Here is a 21,944-nt window from a genome sequence, read left to right on the forward strand (position 1 = left end):
GAGGGAAATGAATGACGAAATTATCGGAAAGAAAACTATACGATGTCGATGCACCAAACGCATCGACGGGAATAATACTTGGTGAGAGTTCAAATGTGCTGAACTGGGACGATGTGCGGTTTTCATGGGCATACCCTTTATACAAAAACATGTTGGGTAACTTTTGGACACCATTTGAAATTAATATGAGTTCAGATGTGAAACAGTTTGCTAATTTAACAGAGACAGAAGAAGATGCTTTCAAAAAAATAATTGGACTATTAGCTTTTTTAGATAGTATTCAAACAGATTATGCGATGCACGTATCGAAATACTTAACAGACTCTAGTTTGAATGCATTGATGACAGTGTTGGCTTTCCAAGAAGTTGTCCATAATCAAAGTTATTCTTATGTGCTATCAAGCTTAGTGAATAAGGATGAACAGGATGAGATATTTGAGTATTGGAAACATGACCCGATTCTGAGAGAGCGAAATGATTTCATTGCTAAAGGATATGAAGCTTTTATTAATAATCCAACACCAAGAACGCTCTTAGAATCGATTGTTTACGATGTTGTTTTAGAAGGATTAAATTTTTATTCAGGTTTTAGTTTCTTTTATCATTTGGCAAGAAATCAAAAAATGGTCTCTACATCAACGATGATCAATTACATTAACCGAGATGAACAATTACATGTGTATCTATTCGCTAACATCTTTAAAGAACTACGAAATGAATTTCCTGAATTGCAGACGAAAGAAATCGATCAGTTTGTTCAAGAGACGTTTGTCGAAGCAGCAGAACTAGAAATTAAATGGGCTAACCATATTATTGGAGAGAATATACCAGAAATACCAATTGGAGACTTGGAAAACTACATTAAATTTATGGCTAATAAACGTGTCAATGAATTAGGCGTAGAACGTCCATTTGAGGGACATCGGTCGAATCCGATGAAATGGATCAAAGTATACGAAGATGTCAATCTAGGAAAAACAGACTTTTTCGAACAAAAATCTCGTCAGTACACAAAAGTATCAGATGAAAATGATTTTGATGATTTGTAAAATATTATTATAGCACCGCCAATAATGGAGCTAACTAGCGGTATAGTAGTGATTTCTCTTATTAAACGCAACATACTTAACTGTTTTTATCAGACAAAGAGAAGATTTTCTGAAATTCGAGGTTTAGAAACTAGCTTAAACGTAAATATATTAGGATGTAGGAAACTTTACCAAATTGATGAAGGAGTGTTGAGTAATGGCTGAAAAAGTATTTTCAACAACAGCGACAGTACAAGGTGGCCGTGAAGGTCATGTTAAGTCAGATAATGGTGTCATTGATGTAGATTTATCAATGCCTAAAGGTGGAGAACTTCCTAAGGATGCTTCAAATCCCGAGCAATTATTTGCTGCTGGGTATGCAGCATGTTATGACGGTGCATTAAATTTAATGGCATCAAAAGATAAGAAAAAAATTGATTCTACTGTGACTGGCGAAGTTAGTCTAAATAAAGATTCTTCAGATGGCGGCTTTGTTATTGGCGTAATTCTAAACGTAGAAGTTTCTGGAGTTAGCCAAGACGATGCAGAAGCACTTGCTAAAAAAGCTCATGAATTCTGTCCATATTCTAAAGCTACAAGAGGCAACATTGATGTTGAACTCGTTGTGAAAGCAAAATAAGACTATTGTCGGCTTGAGAGAAATCCTCTCAAGCCTTTTTTATACTTTAAGAATGTTTAACTACGCTAAAGGATTAAATAATAAGATAAACTAAGGCTATCGCCATGAAGGACTTGGCGAGAAGCCAAGTTTTTCTAATGATTACACTTTAATGACATTAAGTCTTATTTCATGTTATTTAAGGTTAAAGGAAGTATAATGAGCGTTAACAGACATATTTTTTGCATCTAGAAAGAAGGTGTATTCCGTGAAGAAAGTAATTATCTTTTTGTTTTTAGCTATTTTTGCGATAGGTTCTATTATATTTGTTCCGATTGTTTATGATTATTTTACGGCAAGATCGTATGGCAGTGAACCGGTGGAATTATCAGAAGAAGACACAAGGGGAAAAGCGACGTTTGCCGGAGGCTGCTTTTGGTGCATGGAAGCGCCATTTGAATATATTGAAGGAGTCCATGATGTTGTCTCAGGTTATATTGGCGGGGAAGAAGTAAATCCTGCTTATGAAGACGTTGCAAGTGGAGAGACGGGTCACGTTGAGGCTGTTCAAGTCATCTACGATCCAAGTATGGTTACTTATGAGGATTTACTAGAAGTATTTTGGCGACAGATCGATCCAACAGACGATGAAGGACAATTTGTTGATCGAGGAGCACAATATAGTTCAGGCATTTTTTATTATGATGATGAACAAAAACAACTAGCAGAAGAATCCAAAAGAGAACTTGATCAATCTGGTCGATTTGATGCCCCTATCGTTACACGAGTTATTGAAGCAGAAACGTTCTATCGAGCCGAAGATTATCATCAAAACTATTACAAAGAAAATCCAGTTCGATATAATTTTTATCGATCTAATTCTGGGAGAGATGAATTTTTAGATGAATACTGGGAAGAAGACGAACGAGAATATACAGTAAGTGAACCGGATGATGATGATATTGCTTTTTGGAGAACATATGAAAAAGAAGATGAAGAAACATTAAGAAACCAATTATCAAAAATTCAATATGAAGTCACCCAAGAAGATGATACGGAACCTGCTTACAGAAATCAATATTGGGATCATTATGAAGATGGAATTTATGTTGATATTTTGTCCGGAGAGCCATTATTTAGCTCTACACATCAGTATGATTCAGATACAGGATGGCCAAGTTTTACACAACCAATTGTAGAAGAAACAATTGTAGAGGAAGATGATTGGGGATTATTAGGGCGTAGAACAGAAATTCGTAGCGCTTATGGAGATTCTCATCTAGGGCATGTCTTCAATGATGGCCCCGAACCAACAGGACTTAGGTATTGCATGAATTCTGCTGCTTTAAATTTTATCGCAAAAGATGATATGGAATCAGCAGGTTATGAAGAGTTTCTTTACTTGTTTGAGGATTAAATGACAATAAAGGTAAAAGGGACGGACACAGTCATTTCAGACTGTTTCGTCCTTTTTTAGATATTTTCGAGAGTTTTTCTTAATAGATAAATCACATAAGACAATCTCCTATTCAAATGAAAATTATTTTTGTTGCTATTTTTATGTAATGGATTACAATAGGTATATAGGTGCTAAACAAAAGTTATACAAGGAGGAATTTATCGGTGAGTATTTTTACAAAACGAGGTAAAAGTAAAATAAATCAAGACTTTAAGCCCGAACTAAATTACTTAGTTGGTACGCCAATCAAACTTCAAGACAATATACTTGAAAACAGATTGAAATATATGAACATAACGACAGAGAATCTCTTAGCTTTACAGGAATTAAAGCCACATATTTTAGAAATGAAAGATCAATTCTTAAATGAGGTTCTTGATCATGTATACAAATTTGATGAGTTAGTTGCGATTGCTGAAGCACATTCATCAAGAGAAAGATTAATAAGTGTATTTTCGATGTACTTGGATACATTATTAGAGGGAACTATCGATGAAAAGTATATACAAGTTCGTAAAAGGATTGGTGAAACTCACAAACGTGGTGAACTACCAGTTGGTTGGTTCATAGCTACATATCAAACTTTTAATAGTTTATTAATTCCGCAAATTGTTAAACTATACATTGATGACCCTAAAAAATTATCAGACACTTTAGTTGCAATGACAGATGTGATGAATTTTGATATGCAATTAATTGTTGAAACATATCTTGATAGTAAAGTGAAAGAAACTACATTGTTATATGACGAACAAAAACAACTTCAACAAGAGCTAAATGCATTAAGTCAACAATTGGCTGCAATGGTCGAAGAAAATGAGGCTGGGCTTGAAGAAGCATCCACTCGTGCAGAAAAAGTTAGTCACGATACTGAAATGACGATGAGAAGTAACCAAAACGTGTTAAAACTAGCAAATACGAGTGAACATGATATTGAGGAAATGACAAATTCCTTTAAAGTCCTACGTGAACAGATGTCAGTAGGAACGAAAAAAGTAGAAGAGATGAAAGTACTTTCAGAGAGTATTTCTAATATGACGGGGCAAATTGAACAAATTGCTGATCAAACCAATTTGCTCGCTTTGAATGCATCGATAGAAGCTGCCCGTGCTGGAGAAGCGGGGAAAGGCTTTGCCGTAGTTGCCGATGAAGTCAGAAAGCTTGCCGAAAACTCGAAGCAAATTACTAAATCTATTATCGATCTTTCATCTGAAAGTAATCATAATACGAGCGAATTAGTTAACACGTTAGAAACAATGAATCAAGCTACTACTGAATCCAATAAAAAAATTACAGATGTAAAATCTAGCTTCTCAGGTGTTAAAATAGAGATGGAAAACTACACGGATATGTTTCAATCAAACAAAAATGAAGTTGACTTGATTGTAAAATCGGTAAAAGAGTTGGCTAATTCGACTAAAAATTTAGCTTCTGTATCTAATCAATTATTAGAAAAAGCTAAATAGATGTCCAGTGATTCATAACCTATCAAGGAGGGTGTATTGATGCCTAAGACAAACATGAAAAAAGCAACATTTGCAGGCGGATGCTTTTGGTGTATGGTTAAGCCATTTGATGAGCTTCCAGGGATCATAAATGTTGTTTCAGGATACACAGGTGGATATTTGAAAAATCCCTCTTATGAACAAGTGAAAACTGGGGAGACCGGACATTACGAGGCTGTTCAAATCACTTATGATCCTACAATATTTCCCTATGAAACATTGCTTGATCTTTACTTGCCACAAATTGATCCAACGGATGATCAAGGGCAGTTTATCGACCGAGGAAGTCAATATCGTACCGCAATTTTCTATGCAGATGAAGAACAAAAAAATTTAGCAGAAAAATCATTGGCAAAGCTGGAGGAAGATGGTCCATTTAACGACCCCATTGTCACAAAAATTCTTCCAACATCAACATTTTATGAAGCGGAAGATGAGCACCAAGCGTTTTATAAAAAAAATCCGCAAAAGTATCAACGAGAAAGAGAAGACTCAGGACGAGATCGTTTTATTCAAACGCATTGGTCCTGAAAAGGTTCAAGATACTCTAAGGTTTCTTCATTGTAGCTGAAGAAGCTTTTTTGTACTTTATGAATGTTTTACTTAACTAAAGGGTTAAAGTATAAAATAAACTAAGGTTGTCGCCATGAAGGTCTTGGCGACAACCTTAGTTTTTCTAATCTTTTTCTGATAGGATTAGTAATATCTCGAATGGGGAAACTCAGAAGTAATTATGTTTGTTTCATTTAAACGAATTTAATTCGCACTATGCTTTTAAAAAGCCTGAGAAACTTAAGAATTTTTTTGAAAGGAGATAATTGTTATGGTCAGAAATGAATTAAATCCTTTTCAGCTATTGCCTAGTGAAGAAGGAGGGTTATCTCAAAAGAACATTGATAAACTTGAAGCTCACTATCATGATTATGATGTAGAAACTTGCATGATATATAAGAAGGATTGCTTGATATACACATTTGAAAAAAACACCAATCAAATGAATGATTTACATAAGGTGAATTCGGTAACTAAATCAATTTTATCTTCACTCATCGGCATTGCTATAGACAAAGGGGGTATTTCTTCTATCGATCAACCGGTTACTGATTTTTTTGAAATCAAAAATGGTTGGAAAAATGGAGTTGATGAGATAACGATTCGTCATTTGTTAACGATGACATCAGGGATCGATGCAAGAAAATGGAAGCAAGTGATTAATACTAAAGATTGGGCTACAGCAATTTTGTCAGACCAATTACAAACGAATCCAGGGAATAAAATGATTTATAGCAATTCTGACTCTCATTTACTAAGTGCTATTTTACATAAAGCAACAAAAATGAATCCTAAAGACTTTGCAAATGAGTATTTATTTAAACCTTTGAATATTAGAAACTTCAAATGGGAAACAGCGCCAAATAATCTCCCTGTTGGTGGATACGGTTTGTTTCTATCGCCATTAGACATAATGAAATACGCTGTCCTAATTTTGCAAAACGGTACATGGGAGGGGCAGAAACTTATATCTAAATCATGGATTGAAGAAGCGACAAAGTCACATGTGTCAACCGAAAAACCGAATCAATCATATGCCTATCATTGGTGGATAAGTGCACCTAACTCAACGAATCATTCTAGATTCTTTTATGCAGCGGGAAGGGGAGGTAAGTTTATTTTTATTCAGCCTGAGCAACAATTAGCCGTCACCTTCACGGCTGATTTATCAGATAAAGATAGTCTGTTGCCTTATCAATGGTTTTTTCGTTACATTCTATAACGTATATTGTTAAAAAACACTTGAACCTTGAACCAAATGATTAAAAGATATAAACTATAAAAAAGTAAGTGATTAACGATATAGAAATATAGGAGGAATAGAACATGAAACCTATCAAAGGAATTCACCATGTATCAGCTTTAACTGCTAATGCACAAGATAATCTTCATTTTTATACGAGCATTCTTGGAATGAGATTGGTTAAGAAGACCGTCAATCAAGATGATACTAGTGTTTACCATCTTTTTTATGCGGATGAACGCGGTAATCCTGGAACTGACCTAACATTTTTTGAAATACCTCATGCAGCAAGAACGCACGAGGGAACACAAAGTATAAGTCAGACTTCGTTAAGAGTTCCAAACGATGATTCATTACACTATTGGATTCGTCGCTTTGATGAATTTAACGTCAGTTACAAAGGTATCCAAGAATTAAATGGTAGAAAAACAATTAATTTTGTTGATTTTGAAGGTCAAAGGCTTCAGCTGATTTCTGATGAAAATAATGTCGGTGTTGTTGGAGGTGTTCCGTGGGATAAAAGCCCAGTGCCTCAAGAAAAAGGAATCGTTGGACTAGGCCCTATTCAATTAACTGTCCCAAGACCAGAAAAAACACATCGTGTGTTAACAGAAGTGTTAGGATTTTCTGAAACAACAAGGTATGTCATTGATGAATCTGAAGTTGTTGTTTTTTCAATTGGTGAGGGAGGTACAGGCGCTGAGGTACATGTAAAAGCAAGTGATAATTTGCCGAATGAGCGTCCTGGCCGTGGAAGTGTTCATCATGTAGCCTTTCGAGTTGAAAATGTAGACGAACTTCGCAATTGGGTTGAGCACATCCAATCATTAGGTATGATGAACTCTGGTCTTGTTGAAAGATATTATTTCCAGTCATTATATTTTAGGGAACCAAACGGTATCTTATATGAGTTAGCTACAGATGGCCCTGGTTTCGAAGCTGACGAACCTTTTGAATCTTTAGGAGAAAACTTATCTCTTCCACCGTATTTTGAAGATCAACGAAAAGAAATCGAGGCAAAATTAAAGCCACTTAATATAATTTACTAAAAGGATATACAGACCACAGTGAAATAGGGTAAAATACAAAAAGTGGAACTTCTTTCGACAAAGGAGGACGTATGGACATTCTTTCTATTTTACTAGTGGTCTTATTTATTGTGAACTTTCTCTTCGCGGGAATTATTATTTTTATTGAGAGAAAAGATGCGTCTGCTACGTGGGCATGGTTAATGATCTTGTCATTCATTCCATTTTTAGGGTTTATCATCTATTTATTCTTGGGACAAAACTTAACTAGGAGACGCTTATTTGACTGGGAAGGAATTAAAAAGGTTGGTATCGACGATATCATTTCGAAACAGATTGACCAAATACGGCAACCAGACTTTTCTTTTCATGACGAAAATGTCGATCCATACCGTGATCTCATTTATATGCATTTAATAAATAATGATGCAATTCTAACTAAGGACAATCGGATAAAGGTATTTAATGATGGGAAACAGAAATTCGATCAATTAATAACTGATATTCAACAAGCAGAAGATCATATCCACATTCAGTATTACATCTTTCGGCACGATAACTTAGGGAAAAAATTGATTGAAGTGCTAACGATAAAAGCTAAAGAAGGTCTTGAAGTTCGTATATTATATGATGAACTAGGATCTAGAAAGCTTCGTCGCAAACACTTCACTTCATTAACAGAAGCAGGGGGAGAAGTCGGAGTATTTTTCCCGTCAAAATTCCCGTTAATCAATATTCGTCTTAATTACCGCAACCATCGGAAACTATGTATTATTGATGGGCAAGTAGGGTATGTCGGTGGTTTCAATGTGGGTGATGAGTATATAGGTAGTAGCAAAAAATTTGGGTATTGGCGTGATACACACCTCCGTATTGAAGGCAACGTCCTTGACCCTATGCAAACGCGGTTTATGTTAGATTGGAACCAAGCGTCGAAACTTCAATACATAGATTATAATCCAAGGTACTTCCCGATGAAAAAGAAGTTGGGAAATGCAACGGTTCAATTGGTATCTAGTGGACCAGATACCGAATGGGAACAAATTAAGAACGGATATATTCAGATGATAATGACAGCAAAAGAATCCATCTATATTCAAACACCATATTTTATTCCAGATCAAAGTTTATTAGATGCATTGCGTATTGCCTCATTGTCAGGTAAAGACGTTCGCATAATGATTCCAAATAAACCTGACCATCCATTTATTTATTGGGCTACGTTGTCCCATATTGGAGGATTATTAAGTTCAGGTGCAAAAGTGTACATTTATGAAAAAGGATTTATACATGCAAAATCAATCGTCGTTGATCGTAATATGAATTCAGTCGGAACAGCAAACATTGATATGCGAAGTTTTAAGCTCAATTTTGAAGTTAACGCGTTTATCTATGATCAGGAAACGTCTGAAGTTCTCGCTCAAATGTTTGAAAAAGACATGCTTGATTCGACGAGGTTAACAGAAGAAATTTACAATAAGCGCTCTAAATGGATTCGATTTAAAGAGTCTATTTCACGTTTACTGTCTCCAATTTTATAACAAGATTTACTAATTATTTATAAAAAAGTTAATTAGCATTATGTATAATAGTTTTATATTTGAACACTTTTAATTTATTATTAATAGTATTCAGTATTGTGGTTAACGTATATTCGCAACAAGTATCAATAAATATATGATACTTGTTGTTTTTTTGTTCAAAAAAACAAATTAACTACTCTTCATTTTGTAAGGATTCCAATTTACTGTATAAAAAATTACGCTTATTTTCACAAAAATGTTGCATATATATGTATCTATGAGTATAATAATGAATAATTCATACATTACGAAAGGCGATGATTTTCTTGAAAAAAGTAGCAATTGTTGGAGGTACTGGTTACGGAGCTTTAGAGTTAATAAGGTTCTTAGATAGACACAGTCACCTTCAATTAACACAGATCATCTCGCAATCACAGAGTGGAGAAGATTTAGAAGAACTTTACCCCCATCTTACTAGTTTTATAGAAGAGCCATTGACAGCTTTTGATTTTTCTAAACTCAAACAAAACATAGATGTTGTATTTTTCGCTACGCCTGCTGGAGTGGCAAAGGATCTCATTCCTCAGTTTGTTGATACGGAAATTCAATGTATAGACCTGTCTGGTGACTTAAGGTTGTCAGACCGGCAACAATATTTAAGTTGGTACGGTGGAGAAGCCGCACCGCAGCATATATTAGATGAAGCTGTATATGGTCTTTCAGAAATTTATTCTGATGACATTCAAAATACGACAATTTGCTCAAACCCAGGATGTTATGCCACCGCAAGTTTATTAGGTCTAATTCCTGCAGTTAAAGAAAAATTAATCGAAACTGATTCAATTATTGTCGATGGAAAAACAGGAGTATCAGGAGCTGGTAGAAAACAATCATTGATGACTCACTTCTCTGAGACGAATGAAAATGTTAAACCATACAAAATTGGTCAACATCAACATATACCAGAAATTGAACAATATTTAACAAAAGAAGCAAAAGGACCAGTACAAATTAATATGACAACACATTTAATTCCAATGACTAGAGGTCTTCTATGCACGATGTATGGAAAATTAACTGGCGATTTTAGCGCAAAAGATGTTCATGACATTTATACGAAGTTTTATCAATCTCATCCATTTGTTCGGGTTAGACCATTAGGTAAATTTCCAGCAACAAAAGAAGTTTACGCTAGTAATTTCTGTGATATTGGTATTCATGTTGATGAAAGAACAAACCAGTTAGTCGTAATAGCTGCAATTGATAATCTTGTTAAAGGGGCTGCAGGGCAAGCAATTCAGAATGCTAATCTGATGAACGGATGGCCGATTGAGCACGGATTAAAACATGTCCCAGTATATCCATAATTAATGATTAATAATAAATTAACAACAAATAGAGAAAGGAGCTTTAATCATGTTCACCAGTTCTAAAACGAATATTCAATTGATTAAAACAGGGCATGTAACGAGCCCAATCGGATTTACTGCTGGAGGGGTTCACTGTGGAATAAGAAAATCGAAACTTGATTTTGGTTGGTTGCACTCGAACGTACCTGCACATGCTGCTGGTGTTTATACAACAAATACTTTTCAAGCAGCTCCATTAAAGCTCACTAAGAAGAGTATAGCGGTTGACCAGAAGTTACAAACGATCGTTGTGAACTCTGGTATTGCTAATTCTTGTACTGGAGATCAAGGCATGACTGATGCATTAAAAACGCAAGAACTTGTCGCCAAACAAATGGGAATTAAAGAACATCTCGTATCCGTTGCTTCTACAGGTGTCATTGGAGTCACTCTGCCAATGGATAAGATAGGATCAGCGATAACGACGATGGATATTGCTGATAATCAATCAGTTGAGCGGTTTGAAAACGCGATTTTAACGACGGATACTAAGACGAAACATACGGCCGTGAAAGTCGATATCGATGGAAAGTCAATTACAATTGGCGGGGCAGCAAAAGGATCAGGAATGATTCAACCCAACATGGCTACAATGCTTGCATACTTAACTACTGACGCAAATGTGGAGCCAAACAGTCTCCAGAATGCTTTACGTACGATCACAAATCAAACGTTTAATATGATTACAGTAGATGGTGATACGAGCACAAATGATACAGTTCTTCTGTTAGCTAATGGGCAACAAAACAATAACGAATTATCAGAAAATCATCCACAATGGTCATTGTTTGTTGAAGCATTGCAAAAGGTAAGTGAAGAATTGTCTAAGCAAATTGCTCGAGATGGTGAAGGTGCTACGAAATTAATTGAAGTGACTGTATCTGGAGCACCATCTAGTCAAGCGGCACGTCAGGTAGGGAAAGCAGTGATTTCATCTAATTTAGTGAAAGCGGCTGTATATGGAGCTGATCCAAACTGGGGTCGAATTATATGCGCCGTTGGATACAGTGACCAACCGGTTGATCCAGATAAAGTTAGTGTTTCACTTGGAACGATTTCTGTTGTGAAAAATGGTCTACCTGTAGACTTCGATGAAGAAGAGGGAACAAACTATTTATCAAATGAACATGTAAATATTCATATAGATTTGCAAGATGGAGATTCAGAAGCTACGGCTTGGGGTTGTGACCTCACATATGATTACGTAAAGATCAATGCATCCTATCGGACGTAAGGAGTAACTTATCATGGATATTATCGTTTTAAAACTCGGTGGAAGCGTACTTGAAAAATTACCCGATTCATTTTACAAAACACTAGTTCAACTAAAACAAGATAAAGTATGTCAACCAATTGTTGTTCATGGTGGTGGGCCAGAGATCACGAAAGCGCTGAATAAATGGACTGTTGAGTCAACTTTTGTGGATGGACTGCGCATGACAACAAACGAAGTTTTGGAAGTAGTTGAAATGGTCTTAAGTGGTTCATTAAATAAACGCATTGTCGCTCATGTGCAGCGATCTGGCGGAACTGCTATTGGATTAAGTGGAGTAGATGGATCGCTTTTGAATGCATCACCTGTCGATGCAAAACTAGGTTATGTTGGTAAAGTTGAATCTGTTAATACAGATTTATTACAGACGCTGTTCCATCACGGATCTATTCCTATTATTTCTCCAATCGGTATCGATCAACAAGGACAAAAATATAACATTAATGCAGATATGGCAGCCGCAGCAATCGCGATTGCTCTAAATGCAAAACTAGCTTTTATTAGCGATATACCTGGTGTAATTGAAGAAAAAGAGGGGAATTCCTTTGTTCATCCACAATTGACGAAACCACAGATAGAATCTTTGATTCAAAGAGAGGTTATAACAGGAGGAATGATCCCTAAGATACAATCCGCTTTAAGTGTATTGGAAGCAGGTGTCGATGAAGCGGTCATTTTAAATGGATGTGAACCGAAAGATCTTTTGAATTACATTCAAGGAAAACAAGCAGGAACAAAAGTGATTCATGAGGAGGGTTATCATGACTAATTTAACACAAACGGATACGTCTTCGGCTGTTATGGATACGTATAAACGGTTTCCTCTTACATTGACGAAGGGGAAAGCGAGCTTTGTATGGGATGACCAAGGTCAGAAGTATTTAGATTATACATCTGGTATTGCTACACTAAATCTCGGTCATATTCCAGATCAAGTTCATGCTAAAGTAACTGAACAATTGAGTCAACTATGGCATTGTTCAAATTTATTTGAAATTCCAGCACAACAAGCATTAGCTGAAAAATTAAAAGAAGTGAGTTGCTTTGATCAAGCGTTCTTTTGTAATAGTGGAGCAGAAGCTAATGAAGCAGCTATTAAGTTAGCTAAAAAATACGCAAAAGATCAAGGGAACTCTGAAAGGGTTGAGATTGTTAGTTTCAGCGGTTCATTCCATGGCCGAACAGGAACGACGATGGCAGCAACAGCACAAGAAAAAATCCATCAAGGATTTTCACCAATCACCCCTGGATTTCGCTATTTACCATACAACGATTTGACATCCGTTCCTAAAATAAATAACGGCAAGACTACAGCTGTAGTTCTAGAACTTATTCAAGGTGAAGGTGGCGTTCGACCTGCTAAATTGGATTGGGTTAAAGCAATAGCAAATGAATGCCGTGAAAACGATATGTTATTGATCATTGATGAAGTGCAAACAGGAATGGGCAGAACAGGCACGCTATTCGCCTATGAACAGTATGGTATAGAACCGGATATTATCACGTTAGCAAAAGGATTAGGTTCTGGTTTCCCAGTAGGGTCTATGCTAGCAAAAGAACACGCAGCAAAGTCATTTCAACCAGGTACGCACGGAAGCACCTTTGGTGGCAATCCGCTTGCGATGACTGCAGCGTTAGCAACGTTAGAAACAATGCTAGATAATAACTGTGATTTGTTTAAAAATGTGAAAAATAATAGCACTCGTATTTTCAGCGAATTATCATCTTGGAAGAAAGATCTTCCTAATATGATCGATGTTCGAGGTCAGGGATATCTTATAGGGATTCAATTTGATGGGGAAGTGACTGGGATTATTACGTCACTCCGTGAACATCATGTTCTAGCTCTTGTGGCTGGGCCAGATGTACTGAGGATTCTACCTCCGTTGACAACATCAAAAAAAGAAATAGACCAATTTTTAACGATCTTACACGACATCTTAAAGGCACAACTAGAGGAGGGGTCCTAATGACGACGGGCTATCTTGTACTTGAAACAGGAGAAATATTTAATGGTGAATGGATTGGAGATTCTCAGGAAGTCACTGGGGAAGTCGTATTTAATACGAGTATGACTGGTTATCAAGAAATGATGACCGATCCCTCCTATGCAGGACAAATTCTAACTTTTTGTTATCCGCTTATTGGTAACTATGGATTGAATGACCAAGACCATGAATCGAAAAAAATCGCGGTTTCCGCTGTGATTGTCAACGATTTGTGTGAAGAACCAAGCCATTATCAATCATCAAGATCCTTTGCTAATCAATTAAAGGATGAGGGTATACCTGGTTTGAAAAATATCGATACTCGCGAATTAGTTTCTGCGATTCGAAAATACCATACCGTAAGAGGTAAAATTGTAAATGATATAAAAGGTGCAGTCCATTTTGATGATAAGAAAGATAGCAAAGATGAAAATTTCGTTGATTCCGTTTCAGTAAAAAAACAAGAGACTTTTGAAAACGAAGGATTCCATGTCGTATTAATGGATTTTGGTTACAAAAAATCGATACTTGATGCATTGTTAAACGAACAATGTCGTGTAACTGTTGTACCGTACGACACTGCTATTAAAGATATTCAAGATATGGAACCAGACGGTATTCTACTTAGCAACGGCCCTGGTGATCCAATGTCAATGAGAGCTTATTTCTCCACAATTAAAATATTAACAGAACAGTATCCGACTCTCGGTATTTGTTTAGGACATCAATTGATCGCATTAGCCCATGGGGCAAAAACGAAAAAGATGCCTTTCGGTCATCGTGGTGGAAATCACCCCGTAAAAGACATTATAACTGGCAAAGTTACTATCACATCACAAAATCATGGCTATGTCGTTGTAGAAGAATCGATAAATGAAGGGGCATTTCAAGTTCAATTTCGGAATGTTAATGATGGATCGCTTGAAGGAATGTCACACCGCTATCTTCCAATTCAATCCGTTCAATTTCATCCAGAAGGACATCCAGGTCCTAGTGATACAGAATACATCTTTAAACAATTTATTCAGCAGCTGGCAGCAGGAGGGAAAAAGACATGTGGAAGCGTCATAATCTAAAAAAAGTTCTTGTAATCGGGTCAGGACCGATTGTGATTGGTCAAGCGGCAGAGTTTGATTATGCAGGGACTCAAGCTTGTTTAGCATTAAAAGAAGAAGACATTGAAGTTGTTTTAGTTAACAACAACCCTGCAACAATCATGACAGATGAGATGATTGCTGACCGTGTATATATGGAACCGTTAAACATCGAAACACTTGAGAAAATTATTAAATTAGAAAAACCTGATGGGATGATCGGTAGCCTTGGCGGCCAAACTGGATTAAACTTAACTGTCGAACTGTTTGAGCATGGAATACTAGAAAAATATGATGTTGAACTACTTGGTACATCTGTTCCATCCATTCAAAAGGGAGAAGACCGAGATCAATTCCGTCAATTGATGATGGAATTAAACGAACCAATTCCTGAATCATCTATTATTGAAACGATGGACGAAGGAATCTCTTTCATTAAAGAAATAGGTTTTCCAGTCATCATTCGTCCTGCCTACACACTTGGTGGCGCTGGTGGTGGCTTTGCTTACGATCACGAAGAGTTTCTGTCCATTTTGAAACAAGGTTTGACTTTGAGTCCAATTCACCAAGTCCTTGTTGAGAAAAGCATTAAAGGCTGGAAAGAAGTAGAATACGAAGTAATGAGAGACGCCAATGATACGTGTATGATCGTTTGCAACATGGAGAATATGGACGCTGTTGGCGTTCACACAGGTGATTCTATTGTTGTCGCTCCCTCACAAACGTTAAACGATCATCAATACCAAATGCTTCGTACAGCATCACTTAAAGTAATTCGAGCGCTTGATGTTGTTGGAGGCTGTAATATTCAGTTCGCATTAAATCCAATTTCAAATGAGTACGCAATTATTGAAGTCAATCCACGAGTGAGTCGCTCTTCTGCACTTGCATCTAAAGCAACCGGATATCCGATTGCAAGAATTGCGGCAAAATGTGCGATAGGATATCCTTTAGATGAAATTATCAATCCTATTACAGGGAATACGTATGCTTCATTTGAGCCTGCATTAGATTATGTTGTCGTGAAACTTCCACGGTTTCCATTTGATAAATTTCCTGAAGCAGACAGAACTTTAGGAACACAAATGAAAGCGACTGGAGAAGTGATGGCGATTGACCGAACATTTGAAGGTGCATTAAACAAAGCGGTAAGATCTCTTGAACTCAATGTTGATAGCCTTCATTGGCCTGCTATGAAGAAAAAGTCTTCTGAAGAATTATCAAAGCTATTAGAAATCCCCAATGATTTAAGACTTTTTGCTTTAGCTGAAGCTTTCGTACGTGATATTCCAATGGAAGAACTAATGGAAAAAACAGAGATTGATTATTGGTTTCTACGAAAAATAGAGCGTATTATTCACTGTGAAGAAGAGTTGGCAAATATTGCATGGTCAGATATTTCAAAAAGTGATTTATTAAAAGCAAAAAAATTAAATTTAAGCGATGCACGAATTGCGGAATTATTTCATATTTCATCAAAAGAATTACGAAATGAATATAAACGGATGGATATTCATCCTGCTTATAAATTAGTTGATACATGTGCAGGAGAATTCGATGCAATCACTCCATATTACTACTCAACATGGCATGGAAAAGACGAAGTGGAAATTCATGCAGATCGTAAAAAAATCCTAGTACTCGGTTCAGGACCAATACGAATTGGTCAAGGGGTAGAATTCGACTATTGTTCCGTTCATGCAGCATTAGCCGTGAAAAAAATGGGATACGAAGCTGTCGTAATTAATAATAACCCTGAAACGGTTAGTACCGATTATTCCGTTGCGGATCGTCTTTACTTTGAACCGTTAGCTGCTGAAGATGTATTAGCTGTGATAGAAAAAGAGCAAGTAGAATCCGTTCTCATTCAATTTGGAGGACAAACGGCAATTAATTTAGCTAAAACTTTGCAAGAAGAAGGCATTCGTATTTTAGGGACGACACCCGATCATATCGATCAAATTGAAGACAGAGAGCTGTTTTATCAACTATTAAACGAGCTGAACATACCTCATATTGCGGGGGATATGGCACATACACCAGAAGAATTAGATCAGTTAGCTTCTTCAATTGGGTATCCTGTTCTAATAAGACCATCTTACGTTATCGGTGGGCAATCGATGTTTATCTGTTACAACGAAAAAGAATTGCATCAATATGCACTTAGAGTGCAAGAAGATACAAATGATCGCTGTTGGCCTTTATTGATAGATCAATATGTTCCTGGTCTTGAATGCGAAGTTGACGTGATAAGTGACGGGAAAGACATTCTTGTCCCTGGTATTTTTGAACACTTAGAAAAAGCTGGTGTTCATTCAGGCGATAGTATGACCGTTTTCCCACCAATTTCGTTAAGCGAGAAGATAAAACAAGAAATGATGAGACAAACGAATTTAATAGCCAAAGCGGTTCCTGTAATTGGCATTATGAATATTCAATTCGTCGTACACAATGATATTGTTCATGTTCTTGAAGTGAACCCAAGATCGTCGCGAACGGTACCAATTATAAGTAAAGTAACTGGAGTTCCAATGATTGAATGGGCTGTCATGGTGCAAAATGGAATGCCTCTTGGAGATTTAACATCTCATAAAGGTTTGATGAATGATCCGACATATTACACAGTGAAGGCACCGATCTTTTCCGCTTCAAAATTAAAAGGCGTAGACCATGTACTCGGTCCAGAAATGAAATCTACCGGTGAAATAATCGGTATGGGTCTAACAAAAAATGAAGCTTTGAAAAAAATATCTTCTTTCGCTGGTTATACAAAAAACGTATCGGATCAACCCTTACAGCTATTTGTTTCAGTATCTGATCGAATGAAGCAAGAAAGTGTCTCTATTATTAAACAATTTTGTGAATCAGGAGCTGAAATAACCGCGACAACAGGAACAGCGGAATTTTTGAAAACACAGGGAATTCAGGCAAAAACAATGGTTAAAAATAAACAAGATTTAACGTTGTATTGGAAAGAAACTCCACCTAATATGGTTCTCAATATTCCTAATCAAGGAAGAGAGAAAGAAAAAATTGGTTTTTATATTCGTGAACTGTCTGTAAAGTATCAAGTTCCATACTTTACTAGTCTTGAAACGATAACTGCTGTGCTTGGTTGGGTACGTGGTGATAGAATGGACGAGACACCACGAGCTCTTAACGAATATGTAAAAAAAATTGAAACGAATAAAGAGGTGTACGCAGGATGGGAGATGTAAAAACGTTGAACAGTAACGAGTGGAGATTAAAAACAGACCACCTGTTGACAATTTCCGATTTGACTAGGGAAGAAATCATCAACTTAATTAAAGATGCGATAGTTTTGAAAAAAGAACTAAAGGCAGGAATTCCTCATCCACATTTGCAAGGAAAAACATTAGGAATGATATTTGAAAAGTCGTCTACAAGAACGCGCGTTTCTTTCGAAGTTGGAATGATGCAGTTAGGTGGTCATGCGTTATTCTTAAGTTCGAAAGATATCCAGTTAGGCAGAGGAGAAACAGTTTCGGATACTGCCAAAGTGTTATCGCGCTACTTAGATTGCTTGATGATTCGAACTTTTGATCATGCGACGATCGAAGAATTTGCCGAAACGTCTTCCGTTCCTATTATAAATGGGTTAACAGATCCACATCATCCGACGCAAGTATTAGCAGATCTAATGACGATTTATGAAACTAAAGGAACGCTAAAAGGCCTCAAATTAGCTTATTTAGGTGACGGGGATAATAACATGACTCATTCCTTATTAGAAGGTGCCGCCTTAGTAGGAATGGATATGGCTGTAGCTAGTCCAAGCGGATATGAGCCGAATCAGGAAATTTTCGACGAGGCGAGTAAAATTGCAAACGCCAATGGCGCTGAACTATCATTACATTCTGATCCTGTTTCTGCAGTAATGAATGCAGATGTAATTGTCACTGACGTTTGGGCGAGTATGGGGCAAGAAGATGAACAAGAACAAAGAAAGAAGGTTTTAGCTCCCTATCAAGTAAATAAACAACTAACAGAATATGCAAACGAAGATTTTATCTTCTTACATTGCCTACCAGTTCACCGAGAAGAAGAAGTTACCGCTGAAATCATTGATGGTCCTCACTCTATTGTATTTGATGAAGCAGAAAATAGACTTCACGCACAAAAAGCTCTGTTAAAAAAAATCATGGGAAAATAAAATTTTTTATAGACATATGCATAAAAATACGTTAGGATAGATAAAAATACTACTTCTAAGGAGAGATTATAAATGAGTAAAGGAAAAGTTGTTTTAGCTTATTCAGGAGGTTTAGATACTTCCGTTTCTATTAAATGGTTACAAGATTTAGGTTACGATGTGATTGCACTTGGTCTAGAGATCGGAGAAGGAAAAGACTTGGAAGCAATCAAACAAAAAGCGTTAGAAGTTGGGGCTGACAAAGCGGTCATTATTGATGCTAAAGAACTCTTAGCAGAAGAGTACCTTCTTCCTGCATTGAAAGCTAACTGTATGTATGAAGGAAAATACCCACTTTCCTCTGCGCTATCTAGACCGCTTATTTCAAAGTTATTAGTAGAAGTAGCAGAACAAGAAGGGGCAGTCGCTGTTGCACACGGATGCACAGGAAAAGGGAATGACCAAGTTCGTTTTGAAGTGTCGATTCAAGCGTTAAATCCTGATTTGGAAGTTATAGCTCCCGTTCGTGAGTGGGGAATGAACCGAGATGAAGAGATTGAATATGCAAAGCAAAAAAATATTCCAGTACCAGTGAACTTAGAAAAGCCTTATTCGATTGACGCAAATATTTGGGGAAGAGCATGTGAAGCAGGAGTGCTAGAGGATACTTGGAAAGAAGCACCAGAAGAAGCTTTTGACTGGACTGCCTCGATTGCTGATACGCCAGATGACCCTGAGTATGTTGAAATTGAATTCAAAGAAGGAAAGCCAGTTTCATTGAATGGTGAATCTAAGTCAATGGTCAAAATTATTCAAGAACTTAATCAAATTGGTGGAAAACACGGGTTTGGCCGAATCGACCATATTGAAAATAGATTAGTTGGAATCAAAGCGAGAGAAGTGTATGAAAATCCAGGCGCACTTATCTTAATAAATGCACATAAAGAATTAGAATTCTTAACACTTCCAAAAGAAGTATCTCAATTCAAAACAACTATCGATCAAAAGATGACTCAACTCGTTTATGATGGTTTATGGTATTCACCATTAAAGAATGCGTTAGAAGGTTTTGTTGATGAAACACAAAAAAATGTTAATGGTAAAGTGAAAGTGAAGTTATGGAAAGGTACGCAAATGGTTGTAGCTAGACACTCAGATAATAGCTTGTACAATGAAGAATTAGCAACTTATTCTAAAGGAGATGCGTTTGATCACAATGCAGCAGTTGGATTTATTAAACTTTGGGGACTCTCAACAAAAACGTATTCTCAAATAAATAAAAAAAAGCCGGAATTGGTGAATAAAAACAATTAGTATAGTATCATGATAAGAAAGCATATGATACTGAAACAAAAATGAAAGATCAATGATCACCGTCGAGGACTAGATTGGCCTTGACGGTGATAACTGTTTGCAAAACAAGGCGTTATTCAATATGTTTGCTGGTATGTTTATGGAATTACCGTGATGTTGGAATCGAAAGCCCACTTGTCTCGCGGAAGGCTCTGAAACTATCAACATTGTTATATCATAACGCCAAAAACTTAGGGGGTAACGTGGATGTCAAAGCTTTGGGGCGGAAGATTTACAAAGGACACGAATAAATTAGTCGAAAAAGAAACGGCTTCTATTTCATTTGATCAAAAACTAGCTAATGAGGACATTAAAGGCAGTCTTGCTCATGTTAATATGCTCGCAACTACTGGAACGTTAACTAAAGAGGAAGCGGGAGAAATTAGTAAAGGTCTTAAAATAGTTCAACAAAAACTTGAAGAGGGAAAATTGGCTTTCTCTATCGAACATGAAGATATACATATGAATATTGAAAAATTTCTAATAGACGAAATTGGTCCTTTAGGTGGTAAACTTCATACAGGTCGGAGTCGAAATGATCAAGTAGCTACAGACATGCATTTATACTTGAAAAAACATACAGAAGATATTATTGAGCTTGTAGAAGCTACGCAACAAGCTGTGTTGAACTTATCATCAGAACACGTTGATACGATCTTACCTGGGTACACTCACTTGCAACGTGCTCAACCAATCTCTTTTGCTCATCACTTATTGACTTACTTTTGGATGTTACAGCGAGATAAAGAGCGTCTTTTTGACAGCTTAAAGCGGGTCAGTGGTTCACCACTTGGTGCAGGAGCATTAGCTGGAACGACGTTTCCAATTGACAGACACCAAGTAGCAAAGGAACTTGGTTTTGACTATGTTTATCCTAACAGCATGGATGCAGTTAGTGACCGTGATTTTATTCTTGAATTTATGTCAGCATCATCGATCATGATGATGCACATTTCCAGATTAGCAGAAGAATTAGTGATTTGGAGTAGCCAAGAATTTCAATTTATTGAATTAGATGATTCGTTTTGTACCGGTTCAAGTATTATGCCGCAGAAGAAGAATCCTGATGTCCCTGAATTACTTCGTGCGAAAACAGGACGTGTTTACGGAAACTTAATGGGATTGTTAACGGTACTTAAAGGCTTACCACTCGCTTATAATAAAGATATGCAAGAAGATAAAGAAGGAATGTTTGATACTGTTGAAACACTGGAAGCATCTTTAATGATGCTTGCGCCTATGATTGAAACGATGACTGTAAAAAAAGATAATATGAAAAAAGCTGTATCAGAAGACTATTCAAATGCAACTGACATTGCAGATTACCTCGTTACAAAAGGAGTCCCTTTCCGTCAATCTCACGAAATAATCGGCAAAATAGTCCTTTATGGCATTGATAATGGGAAATTTTTGCTTGATTTAACGATGGAGGAGTATAAAAAATTTAGTGATCATTTTGAAGAGGACATTTATAGCGTATTAGCTCCAGAGCAAGTCGTTGCTAACCGTCATAGTTATGGGGGAACTTCCCAACAACAAGTGAGAGAACAGCTTAAGCTAGCTGAGAAAATGTTGTGACATTTTTAAACATGACTATGATATAATGATTACATTAACGCGGTAAAGTGATGAGTCTACACGAAACTCCATAACTATTTTTATAATGACATTTGCTCTGAACAATGAGCAAGAAGAACAATTACTTAAGCGCTGGAAA

General features: G+C 36.6%; 17 protein-coding genes. All 17 read left to right on the forward strand.

Going from position 1 to position 21,944, the window contains the following annotated elements; translation table 11 throughout:
• Positions 1-11: 11 nt before the first annotated feature.
• Positions 12-1,049 (forward strand): ribonucleotide-diphosphate reductase subunit beta, encoded by a 1,038-nt coding sequence (locus ACM26V_RS06020; protein ID WP_416150525.1) that lies wholly within the window; start codon positions 12-14, stop codon positions 1,047-1,049.
• A 196-nt stretch (positions 1,050-1,245) separates the two neighbouring features.
• Entirely contained in the window at positions 1,246-1,668 is a 423-nt protein-coding gene (locus ACM26V_RS06025; protein ID WP_416150526.1) for an organic hydroperoxide resistance protein, read from the forward strand.
• A 247-nt stretch (positions 1,669-1,915) separates the two neighbouring features.
• A complete protein-coding gene (msrA, locus tag ACM26V_RS06030; protein ID WP_416150527.1) occupies positions 1,916-3,064 on the forward strand; it encodes a peptide-methionine (S)-S-oxide reductase MsrA in 1,149 nt (382 codons plus the stop codon).
• A gap of 206 nt (positions 3,065-3,270) precedes the next feature.
• Entirely contained in the window at positions 3,271-4,572 is a 1,302-nt protein-coding gene (locus ACM26V_RS06035) for a methyl-accepting chemotaxis protein (protein WP_416150528.1), read from the forward strand.
• A gap of 54 nt (positions 4,573-4,626) precedes the next feature.
• Positions 4,627-5,142 carry a peptide-methionine (S)-S-oxide reductase MsrA gene (msrA, locus tag ACM26V_RS06040; protein ID WP_416151802.1) on the forward strand — a complete coding sequence of 172 codons (516 nt, stop codon included), beginning with the start codon at positions 4,627-4,629 and terminating at the stop codon, positions 5,140-5,142.
• 292 nt (positions 5,143-5,434) lie between these two features.
• Positions 5,435-6,385 (forward strand): serine hydrolase domain-containing protein, encoded by a 951-nt coding sequence (locus ACM26V_RS06045; RefSeq protein ID WP_416150529.1) that lies wholly within the window; start codon positions 5,435-5,437, stop codon positions 6,383-6,385.
• A gap of 104 nt (positions 6,386-6,489) precedes the next feature.
• A complete protein-coding gene (locus ACM26V_RS06050; protein ID WP_416150530.1) occupies positions 6,490-7,455 on the forward strand; it encodes a ring-cleaving dioxygenase in 966 nt (321 codons plus the stop codon).
• A 71-nt stretch (positions 7,456-7,526) separates the two neighbouring features.
• Complete coding sequence (cls, locus tag ACM26V_RS06055) at positions 7,527-8,975, forward strand: cardiolipin synthase (protein WP_416150531.1); 1,449 nt, start codon at positions 7,527-7,529, stop codon at positions 8,973-8,975.
• A gap of 299 nt (positions 8,976-9,274) precedes the next feature.
• Positions 9,275-10,324: an N-acetyl-gamma-glutamyl-phosphate reductase gene (argC, locus tag ACM26V_RS06060; protein ID WP_416150532.1), complete on the forward strand. Its 1,050-nt coding sequence runs from the start codon at positions 9,275-9,277 to the stop codon at positions 10,322-10,324.
• A 49-nt stretch (positions 10,325-10,373) separates the two neighbouring features.
• Entirely contained in the window at positions 10,374-11,600 is a 1,227-nt protein-coding gene (argJ, locus tag ACM26V_RS06065; protein WP_416150533.1) for a bifunctional glutamate N-acetyltransferase/amino-acid acetyltransferase ArgJ, read from the forward strand.
• Positions 11,601-11,613: 13 nt separating this feature from the next.
• Entirely contained in the window at positions 11,614-12,408 is a 795-nt protein-coding gene (argB, locus tag ACM26V_RS06070; protein WP_416150534.1) for an acetylglutamate kinase, read from the forward strand.
• Entirely contained in the window at positions 12,401-13,609 is a 1,209-nt protein-coding gene (locus ACM26V_RS06075; RefSeq protein WP_416150535.1) for an aspartate aminotransferase family protein, read from the forward strand. The genes argB and ACM26V_RS06075 overlap by 8 nt, the downstream gene beginning before the upstream one ends.
• The gene (locus ACM26V_RS06080) at positions 13,609-14,703 is read left to right on the forward strand and encodes a carbamoyl phosphate synthase small subunit (protein WP_416150536.1); all 1,095 of its coding nucleotides are present in this window, start codon (positions 13,609-13,611) and stop codon (positions 14,701-14,703) included. Before ACM26V_RS06075 ends, ACM26V_RS06080 begins: the two co-directional genes overlap by 1 nt.
• Positions 14,682-17,939, forward strand: coding sequence for a carbamoyl-phosphate synthase (glutamine-hydrolyzing) large subunit (gene carB / locus ACM26V_RS06085; protein ID WP_416150537.1), 3,258 nt, complete (start codon positions 14,682-14,684; stop codon positions 17,937-17,939). The genes ACM26V_RS06080 and carB overlap by 22 nt, the downstream gene beginning before the upstream one ends.
• Positions 17,927-18,895 carry an ornithine carbamoyltransferase gene (gene argF, locus ACM26V_RS06090; RefSeq protein ID WP_416150538.1) on the forward strand — a complete coding sequence of 323 codons (969 nt, stop codon included), beginning with the start codon at positions 17,927-17,929 and terminating at the stop codon, positions 18,893-18,895. Before carB ends, argF begins: the two co-directional genes overlap by 13 nt.
• Before the next feature lie 72 nt (positions 18,896-18,967).
• Positions 18,968-20,188 carry an argininosuccinate synthase gene (locus tag ACM26V_RS06095; RefSeq protein ID WP_416150539.1) on the forward strand — a complete coding sequence of 407 codons (1,221 nt, stop codon included), beginning with the start codon at positions 18,968-18,970 and terminating at the stop codon, positions 20,186-20,188.
• A gap of 246 nt (positions 20,189-20,434) precedes the next feature.
• On the forward strand, positions 20,435-21,805 hold the full coding sequence (argH, locus tag ACM26V_RS06100; RefSeq protein WP_416150540.1) for an argininosuccinate lyase: 1,371 nt from the start codon (positions 20,435-20,437) through the stop codon (positions 21,803-21,805).
• Positions 21,806-21,944: the final 139 nt, after the last annotated feature.

This window comes from Salipaludibacillus sp. HK11 (assembly GCF_047795645.1).
In the GTDB taxonomy this organism is placed as follows: domain Bacteria; phylum Bacillota; class Bacilli; order Bacillales; family Salisediminibacteriaceae; genus Salipaludibacillus.